The sequence below is a fragment of the Streptomyces sp. MA5143a genome, assembly GCF_900290235.1.
GTDB lineage: Bacteria > Actinomycetota > Actinomycetes > Streptomycetales > Streptomycetaceae > Streptomyces.
Genome location: NZ_OLMK01000009.1, coordinates 292,670 through 307,157, shown reverse-complemented (window position 1 = coordinate 307,157; position 14,488 = coordinate 292,670). Strand labels below are relative to the sequence as shown.

The 14,488-nt window shown below is 73.6% G+C and carries 13 protein-coding genes and 1 pseudogene; 2 read left to right on the top strand and 12 right to left on the bottom strand.

Annotation, left to right across the window (positions count from 1 at the left end; genetic code table 11):
• Nucleotides 1-171: 171 nt before the first annotated feature.
• Nucleotides 172-1,131 (top strand): LLM class F420-dependent oxidoreductase, encoded by a 960-nt coding sequence (locus SMA5143A_RS03860; protein ID WP_107461447.1) that lies wholly within the window; start codon nucleotides 172-174, stop codon nucleotides 1,129-1,131.
• Between the two features lie 47 nt (nucleotides 1,132-1,178).
• Here the strand turns inward: SMA5143A_RS03860 and SMA5143A_RS03855 are convergent, their stop codons facing one another.
• Nucleotides 1,179-2,222, bottom strand: coding sequence for an SDR family oxidoreductase (locus SMA5143A_RS03855; protein ID WP_107461445.1), 1,044 nt, complete (start codon nucleotides 2,220-2,222; stop codon nucleotides 1,179-1,181).
• Between the two features lie 6 nt (nucleotides 2,223-2,228).
• Nucleotides 2,229-2,738, bottom strand: a complete 510-nt coding sequence (locus SMA5143A_RS03850) for a phage holin family protein (protein ID WP_107461443.1) — start codon at nucleotides 2,736-2,738, stop codon at nucleotides 2,229-2,231.
• Between the two features lie 144 nt (nucleotides 2,739-2,882).
• Between SMA5143A_RS03850 and SMA5143A_RS03845 the strand changes: the two genes are divergently transcribed.
• A complete protein-coding gene (locus tag SMA5143A_RS03845) occupies nucleotides 2,883-3,236 on the top strand; it encodes a VOC family protein (RefSeq protein ID WP_055539039.1) in 354 nt (117 codons plus the stop codon).
• Between the two features lie 19 nt (nucleotides 3,237-3,255).
• On the opposite strand, the pseudogene SMA5143A_RS03840 reads toward SMA5143A_RS03845, so the two are convergent.
• The 10 genes and pseudogenes from SMA5143A_RS03840 to SMA5143A_RS03795 form a co-directional block, all read right to left on the bottom strand.
• Nucleotides 3,256-3,468 (bottom strand): annotated as a pseudogene (locus SMA5143A_RS03840) (arginase family protein); the annotation flags it as partial.
• A 31-nt stretch (nucleotides 3,469-3,499) separates the two neighbouring features.
• Complete coding sequence (locus tag SMA5143A_RS03835; protein ID WP_107461441.1) at nucleotides 3,500-4,444, bottom strand: C45 family autoproteolytic acyltransferase/hydolase; 945 nt, start codon at nucleotides 4,442-4,444, stop codon at nucleotides 3,500-3,502.
• Between the two features lie 53 nt (nucleotides 4,445-4,497).
• A complete protein-coding gene (locus SMA5143A_RS03830) occupies nucleotides 4,498-5,061 on the bottom strand; it encodes a GNAT family N-acetyltransferase (protein ID WP_107461439.1) in 564 nt (187 codons plus the stop codon).
• Between the two features lie 68 nt (nucleotides 5,062-5,129).
• On the bottom strand, nucleotides 5,130-5,402 hold the full coding sequence (locus SMA5143A_RS03825; protein ID WP_107461437.1) for a LapA family protein: 273 nt from the start codon (nucleotides 5,400-5,402) through the stop codon (nucleotides 5,130-5,132).
• A gap of 63 nt (nucleotides 5,403-5,465) precedes the next feature.
• Nucleotides 5,466-6,392 (bottom strand): S66 peptidase family protein, encoded by a 927-nt coding sequence (locus tag SMA5143A_RS03820; protein ID WP_107461594.1) that lies wholly within the window; start codon nucleotides 6,390-6,392, stop codon nucleotides 5,466-5,468.
• Nucleotides 6,393-6,427: 35 nt separating this feature from the next.
• Nucleotides 6,428-8,437, bottom strand: coding sequence for a dipeptidyl-peptidase 5 (locus SMA5143A_RS03815; RefSeq protein ID WP_107461435.1), 2,010 nt, complete (start codon nucleotides 8,435-8,437; stop codon nucleotides 6,428-6,430).
• 95 nt (nucleotides 8,438-8,532) lie between these two features.
• Nucleotides 8,533-9,864: a M20/M25/M40 family metallo-hydrolase gene (locus SMA5143A_RS03810; protein WP_107461434.1), complete on the bottom strand. Its 1,332-nt coding sequence runs from the start codon at nucleotides 9,862-9,864 to the stop codon at nucleotides 8,533-8,535.
• Nucleotides 9,857-10,690, bottom strand: a complete 834-nt coding sequence (locus SMA5143A_RS03805) for a M55 family metallopeptidase (RefSeq protein ID WP_107461432.1) — start codon at nucleotides 10,688-10,690, stop codon at nucleotides 9,857-9,859. The genes SMA5143A_RS03810 and SMA5143A_RS03805 overlap by 8 nt, the downstream gene beginning before the upstream one ends.
• A gap of 70 nt (nucleotides 10,691-10,760) precedes the next feature.
• Complete coding sequence (locus SMA5143A_RS03800; protein ID WP_107461431.1) at nucleotides 10,761-11,483, bottom strand: class I SAM-dependent methyltransferase; 723 nt, start codon at nucleotides 11,481-11,483, stop codon at nucleotides 10,761-10,763.
• Between the two features lie 252 nt (nucleotides 11,484-11,735).
• A complete protein-coding gene (locus tag SMA5143A_RS03795; protein WP_107461429.1) occupies nucleotides 11,736-14,240 on the bottom strand; it encodes an ATP-binding SpoIIE family protein phosphatase in 2,505 nt (834 codons plus the stop codon).
• Between the last annotated feature and the right edge of the window lie 248 nt (nucleotides 14,241-14,488).

The window sequence follows — 14,488 nt, the reverse complement described above, 5'->3', positions numbered from 1 at the left end:
TCTGGGCGTACGGCCTCGAACTCGGGGCTTTCGGCCCACGCCGTACGGGCCTATCGCGTCCCCCTGGTGGGGGCGCCCAAACCGGTGGGGGCCGCCGAGGCCGGGGGTTTCCACCGTGACCTCCGGGTACCCGGACCGCGACCTGACCCGCACCACTTGAGGACACCCCCCATGCCCGAGTTCGGCTACTTCCTGGCGACCGAGGAGTTCGGTCCCGCTGACCTCATCGAGCAGGCGAGGATGGCCGAGCAGGCCGGATTCGACTGCCTGTGGATCTCGGACCACTACCACCCGTGGAACGACGAACAGGGCCAGAGCCCGTTCGTGTGGTCGGTGATCGGCGCTCTGTCGGAGGCCGTGTCGCTGCCCGTCGAGACGGCGGTGACCTGCCCGACCGTCCGGATCCACCCGGCGGTGGTGGCGCAGGCCGCGGCGACCAGCGCGGTGATGACCGGGGGCCGGTTCCGGCTCGGCCTCGGCTCGGGCGAGGCCCTCAACGAGCACATCCTCGGCACGCACTGGCCGCCGACGAACGTGCGCCTGGAGATGCTGGAGGAGTCGATCCAGATCATGCGGCGCCTGTTCACCGGCGAGGAGGTCACCCACCACGGGCCGCACTACACCGTGGAGAACGCCCGCCTCTACACGGTCCCCGACGAGCCCGTCCCGATCGACATCTCCGGGTTCGGACCGAAGGCCGCCGGGCTGGCCGCCCGCGTCGGCGACGGCTTCATCACGATGGGCCCGGACGAGGAGATGGTGACGCAGTACCGCAAGGGCGGCGGGGGCGGCAAGCTCGTCAGCGGCGGTACGAAGGTGTGCTGGGGCCAGGACCGCGAGGAGGCCGTCCGTACGGCCCACCGCCTCTGGCCGAACCAGTACCTGCCCGGCGAGATGGGCCAGATCCTGCCGACGCCCCGCCACTTCGAGCAGTTGGGACCGTTGGTGACCGAGGAGACGGTCGGCGAGAACACGGTGTGCGGCGACGACGTGGACGAGCACGTCCGTGAGCTGCGGACCTTCGTCGAGGCGGGCTTCGACCGCGTGTACGTCGGTCAGATCGGCCCCGACCAGCGCGGCTTCTTCGACTTCTACCGCACGAAGGTGCTGCCGCAGCTCCGCCAGGGCTGACGCCGGCACACCCCCGGTTCCCCTCGTCTCCGCTGTTCCTACCGGCCCTACCGGCGCGACGGCGTCCGGCCCAGGCGGCGCAGACCGGCGGTCAGCGCCGCGCCCAGCCCGCCGACCGCGACCACAGCGCCCACCCGGTCGCGGTTGCGTGACGCCCAGTCCTGCGCGCTCCTGGTCCGGGCCTCGGCGTCGAAGCGCCCGTGCGCCCCGTGGTCCCGCCCGTGGGGGCCGTCCGCCGGCACCCACAGATTGCCGTTCCCGGTGTGCTCCCCCTGGTCCTGCTGCGAGGCGAACCCGGTGCGGCCGAGGTACCGGTCGAGGAGTCCCGGCGCGACGGCGTTGGCGATCAGGGTCGCCACGGTCGAGCCGCCCACCCAGTACTCGCGCCGCCTCCCGTGCCCGGCCGCGTGCACGACCGCCCGCGCGGCGACCTCCGGCTGGAAGATCGGGGCCACGGGCCGTGCCCGTCCCGGCAGCCGGCTCAGCACCCACTCGAACTGGGGTGTGTTCATGGCCGGCAGCTGCACCATGGTCGTCCGCACCCGCGACCCGTCGTGCAGCAGCTCGCACCGCAGCGACTCGTTGAAGCCCTGGATCGCGTGCTTGGCGCCGCAGTACGCGGACTGGAGCGGGATGCCCCGGTAGGCGAGCGCCGAGCCGACCTGGACGATCGTGCCGTGGTCGCGGGGCAGCATGTGCCGCAGCGCGGCCCGGGTCCCGAACACATAGCCCAGGTAGGTCACTTCGGTGACCCGTCGGAACTCGTCGGGGGTGATGTCCTGGAACGGCGCGAAGATTCCGGCGAAGGCGTTGTTGACCCAGACGTCGATGTGCCCGAAGGCGTCGACGACCTGCTGGGCGGCGTCCTCCACCGCCTTGGCGTCGGCCATGTCGACGGGCACGACGAGGGCCTCGCCCCCGGCCCGCTCGACATCGTCGGCGGCCGCGGCGAGACCCTCACGTCCGCGCGCGAGCAGCGCCACCCGGTCGCCCCGGACGGCGAACGCCACGGCGGTGGCACGGCCGACGCCGCCGCTGGCCCCGGTGACCACCACGGCCCTGCGACGGCGTCCCGACAGCGCGGCACCCATGGCGCGTCACGCCCTGTGGTGCGGTGTCTCCGGGTCACCGCCCGGCGCGGGCGGCGCCCCGCCCGGCGTACCCGGCACCGGCCCGGCGGCCGGGGCGACGGGCGGGACCGGCGGGTAACCGGCCGGTGCCACCCCACCCGGCGGCATGCCCGGCGCGATGTCACCGGCGCCATGGTCATGACCGGTGGCGCGCCCGGCCCCGTGCCCGGCGCCGGGCCGGGACGCGGAGGGACGGGCGGCGCCCCTCAGGACGTACGCCGCGGCGCCGAGCACGACGGCCGTGATCAGCGCGGCGGCCCAGTCGGGCAGGACCGACGAGAGCGCCAGACCGAGGGCGAGCGCCAGCGCGGCACCCGCGTACAGGGCGAGGGCACCGGACGCCGCGTAGAGCGCGGCCCGGCGACGCTGCTTGCGGGTCTGCTGCCGCAGCTCGTCCCGCACGGTCTCGCGGGCCACCAGCGCCAGCTCGTCGACCAGGTGCTTGTCCAGATGTTCCAGATGATCCAGGCGGTCCATGCCGCCCGGGTACCCGATGCCCTCCCCGGGTAACGCGGCGTGCGGGACCCCGGGCGGGCCCGCACACGGACCCCGCCGGGGCGGCCGTGCGGAACGATCTCCCGCGTGGCCGGTCCGGACGGTTTTCCAACTAGGCTTTTCCGTATGGAGATTCTCGGAACCACGCTCCGTATCTGCGTCGACGACCTTGAGGCCGCGGTGCCGTTCTACGAGAGACTCTCGGGCGGACCGGCGATGCGCTTCGAGCGCGGCGGCGTCCAGGTCGCCGCCATCGGGTGCTTCCTGCTGATGAGCGGCCCGGAGTCCGAGCTGGAGGTGCTGCGGAAGGTGGCCGCGACCATCGCGGTCGAGGACGTCGACGAGGCGAACCGGGTGCTCACCGCCTCCGGTGCCCGGGTCCTGGCGGGCCCGGTGCCGACGCCCGTCGGCCGCAATCTGATCGCCGTGCACCCGGACGGCTCGGTGTACGAGTACGCCGACCGCCGCGCACCCGGATAGCCGATGGCGCCCCGGTCCCTCAGCCGCGGGACCGGCCGGCGAGCGCGGCGAGCACGATGTCCGTGAGCAGCGCGCCCGCCGTGCCGTCCGGGTCGAGATCGGGGTCGTGGAGGGTGACGTCGAGGCCGACGCAGTGCGGTGACGTCACCAACGGGCCGAGCAGCGCGGTCAGTTGGTCGGGGAGCAGTCCGTCGGGGTCGGGGCTGTCGACGGCGGGCATGACGGACGGCTCGGGAGAGGTCGGTGCCCCCGGCGGGCCTGGTTCAGCCGCGCCGCCCAAGGCGAATCGTGCGCTCCCCCGGCGCGAACGCGTCGAAGGACTGCTCCCAGGACTCACCGGGCCAGTGGTAGGTGACGCGTCCCTCGCCGGGCCGGTAGTGCGCGGTGTAGAGAGTGCCCAGCCCCTCGTCGTACGCGGTCTGGTGGAGCGGCGGGCGAAGCATCGCCGCCACGTCCACGCCCGCCGCGCGGACCGCCGCCAGCCGCCGCCCGGTCCGGGAGAACCGCTCCTGCTCGTCGGGCACCGGCAGATGCTGGTGGTTGGCGGCGCAGGCGTCCGGGGCCTCGGTCGGCTCGATGTCCGGCCCCACGTACACGGTGACCGCCCGCTCGCGGTCGACGAGGGTGACGTTCTGCGGGAGGGAGACCGGGATGGACCGCAGCCTGCCCACGGCCTCGTCGACGGTGTCGCAGGTCTCCAGCAGATAGCGCAGCACGATGAGCACGGCGAAGCCGGGGCCGTGGACGAGGCGCCCGCCGAAGGTGAGCGACACCGCGAGCCCGGCGTCGTTCATCCCGTCCAGCAGCCCCCAGGCCGCGTCCTGCATACCGATCACCGGACGCAGGAAGTCGGAGCGGACGATCACGCCCTCGCACTCGTCGGGGTCGAAGTCGTAGTTGCGCAGCAGGGTTCCGGGGGCGCCGATCTGGGTGCAGCCCGAGAAGAAGGGGCGCAGGGTCGCGAGGGTGAGGAAGGCCTCCGCGTCGGGCCGGTCGAGCTGTCGGACGAGCCGCTCCAGTACCGGGACCAGCTCCGGCATGTGTGTCTCGAACAGCTTCCGGGCCCGTTCCGCCCCCTCGGGGGTGCGGCCCTCCTCGGTCATCCACTCCTCGGCGAGCGACCACAGCGGGAGCGTGTGGGCGGCCCACCGTCCGTCCCCGCCGTCGCCGACGTCGATCGCGCGAAAGGTCTTGTCCAGGTCCCCCATGACGGCTGCCGCTCCCTCGTGCACACAGTGGGTCGACGGCAACGTAGTGAATTTCAGGGGCGGTTGGCCAGATCGTCGGACCGCATCCGCGTGGTGAGCGCCCACCGCTCGTGGTCCCGCCACGCCCCGTCGATGAACAGGAAGTCGGGTGAGAAGCCCTCCAGCCGGAACCCGCAGCGCCGGGCCAGGGCGATGGAGGCGGCGTTGCCGGGCTGCACGTTGATCTCCAGCCGGTGCAGTCCCAGGGCGGTGAACGCGTACTCGACGACCAGCCCGAGCCCTTCCCCCATCAGCCCCCGTCCGGCGGCGTGGGCGAAGGCCCCGTAGCCGAGGGCGCCGCACTGGAAGGCGCCCTCCACGATGTTGTTGATGTTGATGAACCCGGCGATCGCCCCGCCGTCCCGCTCGCACACCAGGAACCCGGCCTTCGTGGGGTCCTCGATGAGCCGCCCCGCGTAGGTGGCGTACGCGACGGGCGTGGTGGGCGGAAAGATCCACGGGCGGTGCAGGTCCCGGCTCTCCCGCGCCCGCGCGAGGAACTCGGGGCCGTCGTCGAGGGTGAAGTGCCGTATGCCCACACGGGGGCCCACGGCGAGGTGGCGGACGTTCTCGGACACCCGGCCACGGTACGCCGCGCCGCCCCGCGCCCGCCGCCCGGCCCGGGTCCCAGGTGCCGGCGGTCGTCTCAATGGCGTCTGACGAAGTACGCCCAGTACGCCCCGCACACCGCTCCGATCAGCGCCGTCCCGAGCAGCGCCAGCCACAGCGGCATCGTGACCTCGGGGAACAGCAGCCGGATCTTGGTGTTCCGGGTGTTCTCGAAGATGAAGACGAGGGCGAGCAGGCCGAGCAGGCCGACGGTGACCCTGCCGGGCGTCAGCATGTCACCCCACTGCCGGTGCCCGCGTGCACGGCCCCTGCCCCTGCCTCGGTCCGACGCGGTGGTCTTCGGGCTCATACGACCAGGATGCGACGCGGCGGCGCTCCCCGCCCGGCGGGAGCGCCTCGCGGCGGCGCCGGATCAGAGCAGCGCCGGCTCGTCCAGCGTCAGCGTGCCCGCGTCCGCGTCCAGTTCGGCCGTCACACCGAACGGGACGGTCAGCGCGCCGTCGCAGTGGCCGAAACCGAACTCCTCCACCGTCGGCACCCCGAGTCCGCCGAGGCGGTCCACGAGCAGGGCCCGGACCCCCTCGTACGGCTCGCACTGGGCCCAGGAGCCGAGGAGGACCCCGGCGACGCCGTCGAACCAGCCGGCCCGCAGCAGCTGGGTCAGATAGCGGTCGAGACGGTAGGTCTCCTCGCCGACGTCCTCCAGGCAGACCAGGGCACCCCGCGCGCCCGGCCGGGCGTAGGGGTTGCCGAGTTCCGCGGCGAGCAGGCAGAGGCAGCCGCCGAGCAGGACGCCCCGCGCCCGGCCGGGGACGAGGGCGGTGCTGTGCGCGGCGGTGATCGTGCGCACCGACTCGGGGGCGAAGAGGGTGGCCCGCAGATGGTCCTGCGCGCGGGTGTTCTTGAGGAAGTCGACACCGGCGGCCATCGGACCGTGCAGGGTGACCAGCCCGGCCCGGGTGGCGAAGGCCTCGTGGAGGGCGGTGATGTCGCTGAACCCGACGAGGATCTTCGGCCCGGCCGCGCGGACGGCGTCCCAGTCGAGCAGGTCGGCCATCCGCTGCGTTCCGTAGCCGCCGCGGGCGCACACGACGGCGGCCACGGACGGGTCGCACCAGGCGGCCTGGAAGTCGGCGGCCCGGTCGGCGTCGGTGCCCGCGAGATAGTCGAAGTCGGGATGCCGGTCGAGTGTGTGCGGTGCGACGACGGGGTCGAGGTCCCAGCCGCGCAGGAGGTCCAGCCCCGCGCTGAGCCGCTCCTCGGGCACCGGCCCGCTGGGGGCGACGACGGCCACCCGGGCGCCGGGCACGAGGCGGGCGGGCCGGGTCAGCGGGGTCACGGCGGGGGCCGGGGGGCGGATCGGCGGGGGTGTGGTCACTTGGCGAGCTCCAGGGTAGGGATTCCAGGAGGATTCAACCCGAAGACCTGCGCGTACAGCGAAAGCTCCGCCTCCAGCACCCGGACCATCGTCTCCGCCCGCCGGAATCCGTGCCCCTCGCCCTCGAAGGCGATGTACGCGTGCGGCACCGGCCGCCCCTCCATCCTGGCCAGGAACCGCTCGCACTGCGTGGGCGGGCAGATCACGTCGTCGAGGCCCTGGAGCAGCAGGAAGGGAGCGGTGATCCGGTCGGCGTGCTCGGCGGGGGACCGCTCCGCGTAGCGCATCGGCTCCTCGGCGGGCGGCCCGACGAGCGTGTCCAGATACCGCGACTCGAAGTCGTGGGTCTCTCCCGACCCCCACTGGGTGAGGTCAAGGACCGGGTACAGGATGGTTCCGCAGGCGTAGACGTCGGTCGTGGTGAGGGAGACGGCCGTGGTCCAGCCGCCCGCGCTGCCACCCCGGATGGCGAGCCGGGAACGGTCGGCGGTGCCCTCGTCGGCGAGGGCGAGGGCGACGGCCGCGCAGTCCTCGACGTCGACGACGCCCCACTGCTCGCGCAGCCGGTTGCGGTACTCCCGCCCGTAGCCGGTGGACCCCCCGTAGTTGACCTCGGCGACGCCGATGCCGCGCGAGGTGAAGTACGCGATGGTCAGGTCGAGGACCAGGGGCGCGCGGCTGGTGGGTCCGCCGTGCGCCCAGACGACGTAGGGCGGCAGTTCGGTGCCGGGGGCGAGGCAGCCGGGGTTGTGGGGCGGGTAGACGTGCGCGTGGATCTCGCGTCCGGCGGGGCCGAGGAAGGTGCGGATCTGGGGTTCGGGGTAGTGGGCTGGGTCGACCGGGTCGTGGTGCGCGGCCCCGACGACCCGGGCGCGGCCGGCGAGGGTGCCGGCCGCGCCGGAGTCCGCGGGGCCGGTGTCGAGTTCGACGACCTCGTAGGCGCTGCGCGGGCTGGCGCCGATGCCGAGCACCCGGCCTCCGTGGGTGGCGAGTGAGGGGGCGAACTCGGTCCAGGGGCCGGCCGCGTCCGTGATCTGGCCGGTCACGGGGTCGAGGATGCCGAGCGCGGTGGCGCCCCGGCCGTGCACGACGGCGATGAGTCCGCTCTCCAGCAGGGCGAACCAGCGCAGGCCGATCCTCCACAGCGGCCCGCCGAACTCCTCCTCGCGGGCGCACAGCGGTGTGTTGCGGCCGTCGTGCTCGCGCCGGTACAGGTTCCAGTAGCCGGTGCGGTCGCTGGAGTGCACGAGGGTGCCGTCGGCGGCCCACTCGACCTGGGCGATCGACTCGTCGGGGCCGCCCTCGACGGTCCGCGCGCCCCGCAGCGTGCCGTCGTCGGCGAGGTCGGCGACGATCAGTTCGGTGCCGTCCCAGGGCATGCGGGGATGGTCCCAGGCGAGCCACGCGGCGCGCCGGCCGTCGGGTGAGATCCGGGGCCCGGTGACGAACCGGTGGGCGCCGTCGGAGAGCTCGCGGACGGCGTCGCGGTCCTCGGCAGCCGAACCGTCCAGCGGCACCGCGGCGACGACCCGCCGAACGTCGGCGGGCCCCTCCCCGGTGAACTCCTCCAGGACGCACCACACCTCGTCCCGCTCGGGGTGGAGCTGCGGATCCGCCCAGCGCAGCCCGCCGCCGACCGGGGACACGGGCGTGAGGGCGACGGGCTCCCCGCCGGGCTCGTACCGGTAGAGGCGCTGGTCGGCGAAGTTCACGAACACCACCAGCGGCCCGGTGTCCCGTGGGACGCCGGCCCACGGGTGCCCGCCGTACTCCATGACGCGGCTGCGCACGTTCCACGGCGCGGGCAGCACCGACTCCTCCGTGCCGTCGGAGGTCCGCCGTACGAGGGTGCGTCTGCCGCCCTCGGTGGGCCGTGGTTCGGTCCACCACGCCTCGTCGCCGACGAACCCCGCGAACTCGGGGCGCCCGTCGTGGGCGGCCGCGAGCTCCGCGTCGATCGGAGAGGGCCATGAACCGTACGCCAGGGTCTGCACCTTGTCCCCCATCTCCCTTCGTCCCCCGTCTGTGCCTTCCCCGGGCAGCCGCTTCCTAGGCCCCGTCGTCACCTTCCCGTCGTCCGCCCGAACGCGGCCCGGTGACGCTAGGCCGTCCTGAGGAAGCGGTCGAGTACCCGGACACCGAAGTGGAGTGCCTCCACCGGGACGCGTTCGTCGACGCCGTGGAAGAGGGCCGCGTAGTCGAAGCCCTCGGGGAGCTTCAGCGGCGCGAAGCCGTAGCCGGTGATCCCGAGGCGCGAGAACTGCTTGGCGTCCGTGCCGCCGGCCATGCAGTACGGCACGACGTGGCCCTCGGGAGCGAACTCCTCGACGGCGGCCCGCATCCGCGCGTACGTCACCGAGTCGACCGGCGCCCGGAGGGCCACCTCGCGGTGCTCGAACTCCCAGTCGACATGGGGTCCGGTGAGCCGGTCCAGGGTCTCGCGGAACTCGTCCTCGCCGCCGGGGACGTACCGCCCGTCCACATGGCCGACGGCCTCCCCCGGGATCACATTGATCTTGTAGCCGGCGTCGAGCATGGTCGGGTTGGCGCTGTTGCGCACGGTCGGTTCGACCAGGGCGGCGGCCGGGCCGAGCTTCTCCAGCAGCCGGTCGACGCCCTCGGGGTCGTCGAGCGCGGCGTCGATGCCGTACAGCGCGGCGAGCTCGGTCAGGGCGGCGCGCACGGTCGGGGTGAGCCGCAGGGGCCACTCGTGGGCGCCGATCCGGGCGATCGCCGCCGCCAGCCGGGTCACCGCGTTGTCCCGGTTCACCTTGGAGCCGTGACCGGCCCTGCCGCGCGCGGTGAGCTTCAGCCAGCCGGTGCCGCGCTCCCCGGCGGCGATCGGGTAGAGCTGCCGGCCGGCTCCGTCGTGGAAGGTGAACGCCCCGGACTCGCTGATGCCCTCGGTGCAGCCCTCGAAGAGGCCCGGGTGCCGGTCGGCGAGGAACCCGGAGCCGTCCTCGGCGCTGGCCTCCTCGTCGGCGGTGAACGCGATCACGATGTCGCGGCGGGGTCGTACACCGTGGCGGGCCCACTGGCGTACGGCCGCGAGGATCATCGCGTCCATGTTCTTCATGTCGACCGCGCCCCGGCCCCAGACCACCCCGTCGCGGATCTCCCCGGAGAACGGGTGCACACTCCAGTCCTCCGCCCGCGCGGGCACCACGTCGAGGTGACCGTGGACGAGCAGCGCGTCCGCCGAGGGGTCGGTGCCCTCGATCCGGGCGACGACGTTCGTACGGCCCTCGGTGCGCTCCAGCAGGGTGGGCTCCAGCCCGGCCTCGGCGAGCCGCGCGGCGGCGTACTCGGCGGCGGGCCGCTCCCGGCAGTCGCCGCCGCCGCGGTTGGTGGTGTCGATGCGGATGAGGTCGGAGGTGAACCGGACGACCTCGTCGAGCGCCTGTTCGTCCACAGGTGCCGTCCGCTCAGCCATAGGTCTCCTCCATCGCGGCCGAGACGATCGTCGTGACCGCCTTGAAGGTACGGATGCCCTCGTACATGGTCGGGCTGGTGTACGCGATCTTGCGTTCGCCGGTGCGGGTCACGCCCGGTACGACGGTCGCGGCCATCGCGAGGTGCTCGGCGTCGAACTCCAGCGCCACGGTGAAGGGCCCGCCCCGCACCGGTTCGTGCCGGACCGCGAGCGACGCGGCCTCCTTCGCCGCCGCGCGGATGTCGGCGGCGGTCCGCGCCGGGGTGCGGCACACGGCCGCGTACCGGGACACATGGTCCTTGACCGCGACCTTGAGCGCGCCCGGCGCGTACCCGAGGGCGTCCTCGCACGCCACGTCGTCACCGGTCACCAGCACCACCGGCACCCCGAACTCGGCGACCACCCGCGCGTTCAGCAGCCCTTCGCTGGCCCGTACGCCGTCGACCCACACGCCGGTGATGGAGTTCGCGAGGTAGGTGTGGGCGAGGACGCCCTCCATGCCGGCGCCCGCGTGGTAGCCGACGAAGGCGATGCCGTCGACGTCGCCGTGCTGCACGCCCTCCACCATGGACAGCGCCTTGTGCCGGCCGGTGAGCATCTGCGCCCGCTCGTCGAGCTGCTCCAGGAGCAGGTTGCGCATCGTCCAGTGCGCCTCGTTGATCAGCACCTCGTCGGCGCCGCCGTCGAGGAAGCCGAGCACGGCGGCGTTCACGTCGGAGGTGAACATCACCCGGCACCGCTCCCACTGCGGGGTACCCGGCAGCACGTCGGCGGGCCACGTGACACCGGTGGCGCCCTCCATGTCCGCACTGATGAGGATCTTCATGACGCCTCACGTTACGCGCCGCCCCGGACGGGCGCGGCGACGAGTCCCGTCGGACGTGCGGCTTCCCGTCTCAGACCCGGCCGGCCACGTACCACCTCGACGGCAGTTCGATCCGGGTGCCGTCGGGCGTGTGCTCGGCGGTGACGAGGGGCAGCTCGCCGTCGGCGAGGACCGTGAGCCCGGCCGTGCGCAGATACTCGGGCACCCCGGCGTCGCTGACCTCGGCGGGGGCGATGCCGTGGCGGAAGACGGGGGCGAGCTTCGCGGGCGGGCCCGCGGGACCGCCGGCCAGGCCCATGAGCACGGGCTTGGCGGCCTCGGAGAGTTCGACGAGGAAGGCCCGGCCGCGCTCCCCCACCAGCGTGGCGACGGTCTCGACGAGTCGCTGTCGGTCCTCGGGCTCGCACTGGTGGAGGACGCCGCGCAGATAGACGTTGGCGTCGCCGAGATCCGCGCGCAGGGCGTCGGCGTCCGCCTTGTCGGCCGCGTCGAGCAGCCGGTAGTCGGCCCGGCCGTCGGGGTCGGCGCGGCGGGCGTGGTCGAGGGCGGCGGCCGAGAGGTCCGTGCCGACGACGCGGGCGAAGCGGTCGGCGAGGTAGCGGGTCTGGGTGCCGTTGCCGCAGCCGAGGTCCACCATGGGCAGGTCCAGTGCGGTGAGGTGCGGCTCGAAGAGGGCCAGGTGGACGGCGGAGGTCCGGGCGGGCTCGGCGTCCCAGAACACGGCTCCCGCCCCGTCCGGGGCCTCACGCCAGAACCCGTCCCAGGCGTCCCGGTACCGACTCGTCACGCTCATGCCCAACCCCCCTGGATGCGGCCGCGGGTCCCCCGGACGGGTGGCCCAGAACGGTCTACCGCGCCAGTCACGCGGGGACAAGCACTCGGGGCGGTACCTTCACCCCGCATCCGGATCGCACACACGCGCCCCGCCCCGCGCGCGTACCCGCGTTCCCCGCGCCCCAGGGGGAACACCGGCTCGGCGGTCATGTGCGGTCCGCGCCTCCCGGCCATCGGAAGGGCCCTGACCGCCCGCGGCTCCCGCCGTCCGTCAGCGGCGGCGCGGGAGGGTCAGTTCGAACCAGACCGTCTTGCCGCCGCCGGTCCGGCTCGTGCCCCACTCACGGGCGAGGGTGCTGAGGACGCGCAGTCCCCGGCCGTACTCGTCGGCGGGGCCGGTGCTCAGCAGCGTCGGCAGGGTGTGGTCCTCGTCGTAGACCTCGCAGAGCAGGGCGTCGCCCCGGACGAGCCGCAGTTCGACACGGCGGCCCCTCGCATGGCGTACGGCGTTGGTGACCAGCTCGCCGGCCAGCAGCTCGGCGGTGTCCGTGAGCGGCTGGAGCCCCCAGACGTACAGCTGTTCACGGACGGCGGCGCGGGCGCGGCCCACCTCGACGGGGTCGGAGGCGAGACGCCACTCGGCGACGTCCTCCGGTTCGACGCCGTTGAGACGGGCCATCAGCAGGGCCACGTCGTCCTTGCGGCCGCCCCGGGTGTTGAGGGCGCGGATGATGGTGTCGCAGGCCGCGTCCATGGAGGCGGCCGGGTGCGCGGCGGACTCGCAGAGCGTCGCCAGACCGACACCGATGTCCACGCCGCGCATCTCCACCAGCCCGTCGGTGCACATCACGAGCCGGTCGCCGGGTTCCACGCGGACGCGTACCGCCTCGAAGGGCACTCCGCCGACCCCGATGGGCGCGCCGGTGGGCAGGTCGAGCAGTTCGCTGCGGCCGTCCACCGCGCGGACCAGCACGGGCGGGATGTGGCCGGCGTTGGCGAGGTGCAGCTCGCCCGCGATCGGGTCGTAGACGGCGTACAGGCAGGTCGCGAGGTAGGTGTCGCCGAGGCGCTGGGCGAGGTCGTCGAGGTTGCGCAGCAGCTGCGCCGGCGGCAGGTCGAGGGCCGCCATGGTCTGCACGGCGGTGCGCAACTGGCCCATCATCGCCGCCGAGTTGAGTCCGTGCCCCATGACGTCGCCGACGACGAGGGCGGTGCGGGCACCGGGGAGTTTCACCGAGTCGAACCAGTCACCGCCGACCCGGCCGAGCAGGGTGCCGGGCAGATAGCGGGTGGCGATGTCGCAGCCCGTCCGGTGGGCCTCGATGGTGGGCAGCATGCTGTCCTGGAGCGTCTCGGCGACGTTCTCCTGGTATGTGTACATGCGGGCGTTGTCGAGGACGAGCCCGGCGCGGGCGGCGAGTTCGGCGCCGGTGACGCGGTCCATGTCGTCGAAGACCTCGCGCTGCGGGTGACGCAGCAGGATCATGAAGCCGAGCACCACGTTGCGGGCCTTCAGCGGCACGATCAGCATGGAGCGGCCCGTGATCAGCGGCCGGATGTCGCGCTTCTCGAACTGCGCGGCGATCGCGTGCCCCATCTGCTCGCTGATCCGGGGGACGAGGACGGGTTCGCCGGTGGTCATGCACTGGAAGAACGGGGTGTGCGCGGGGAACGGCATGGCCTCGCCGACGGGGACGACGTCGTCCCAGCGGCCGGGTTCGTCCGTGTGTTCCAGGGCCACCCGGTGCCACATGGTGGTCGTGTCGGGCACACCTTCGGGGAAGCCCTCACCGGCGACGACCTGCTCGCGCAGATAGGTGCCGGCGACATCGGTGAAGCGGGGGACGACGGCCTTGCTGACCTCGATGATCGTGCGGGACAGATCGAGGGAGGTGCCGATGCGTCCGCTCACCTCGTTCAGGAACTCCAGGCGCTCCCGTACGGCGGCGTACTCGAGGTCCTCGCCCTCGTCCTTCAGCTCTTCCGGCACGGGCAGCCCCTCGGCGACGGCGCGCGCGGCGCGTTCGCGGCGCCTTCGCCGTTCCGTGCGCCGGGGCACGCCCCAGTCGGGGGTCACGGGCACCCGGTCGTTCTGGCTGAACTCCAGGACGGGGTAGCCCAGTTCGAGGACCTGCGCGACGATGCGGGCGCTGTCGTCGACGCTCATGCTCGGCAGGATCTCGGGGAGGCGGCGGGCGAGTTCCTCGGCGCCGGGGAAGTCGGTGTGGAGGGCGAAACCGGGCGCGATGCGCTCGACGGCGACCCCGTCGTGGTGTCCCCGCAGTGCCTCGGCGTCGGCGGCCAGCACCAGCAGGCGTCCCGGGCCGGGCCCGACGAGCGGGTAGGCCCACCACAGGACGTCGATCCGGGTGCCGTGCCCCTGCCCGGGGGCCTCGGCGGCGCTGGTCGCGTCGTGGTCGTCCTCGGGCACGGTGAGCCGGGCCCGTCCGGCCGACGGGTAGCAGAGCTGCCCGTCGAGGGAGGACTCCAGGTCGGGGCCGAGTCCGTCGTAGGGGCCGTACGCGGCGTGGGACGGGGTGTCGTCCTCCTCGGGGAGGGCTCCGGACACCGGGAGCAGGTCCAGGGCGGGGCGGCCCACCGCCTCCTCCTTGGCCGTGCCGAACAGCCGCCGGGCTCCGGTGCTCCAGTGCGACACGAGTCCGCCGCGGTCGAGGACGACCACGGCCAACGGGACACGGCCGGCCGCGGTCCGCCCCAGCGCGTCGTCCCCCGCTCCGTGGCCGGTGTTCGCGCCCGTGTCGGTGCCACGGTCCATGGCCAAGGCCCTTTCTTCCACGGCTCGCCGGCTCGCAAGATCTGCGGCGCCTTCACTACCGTACGGCGGCGTAGCGTCGCGAGGTCTGGCAATACGGGAATTGACCACCTGGAGCCTCCGGCGCACGGACAGGCACGGGTTCAGCGCCCCCTCGACGCGTACGCCCCTTCGACGCGCACGCCCTCGACCCGCGTGCCCCTGGGACACGCGTGGCCCCTGCGGCCCAGGGGCCGACGCCGAGGGGCGCC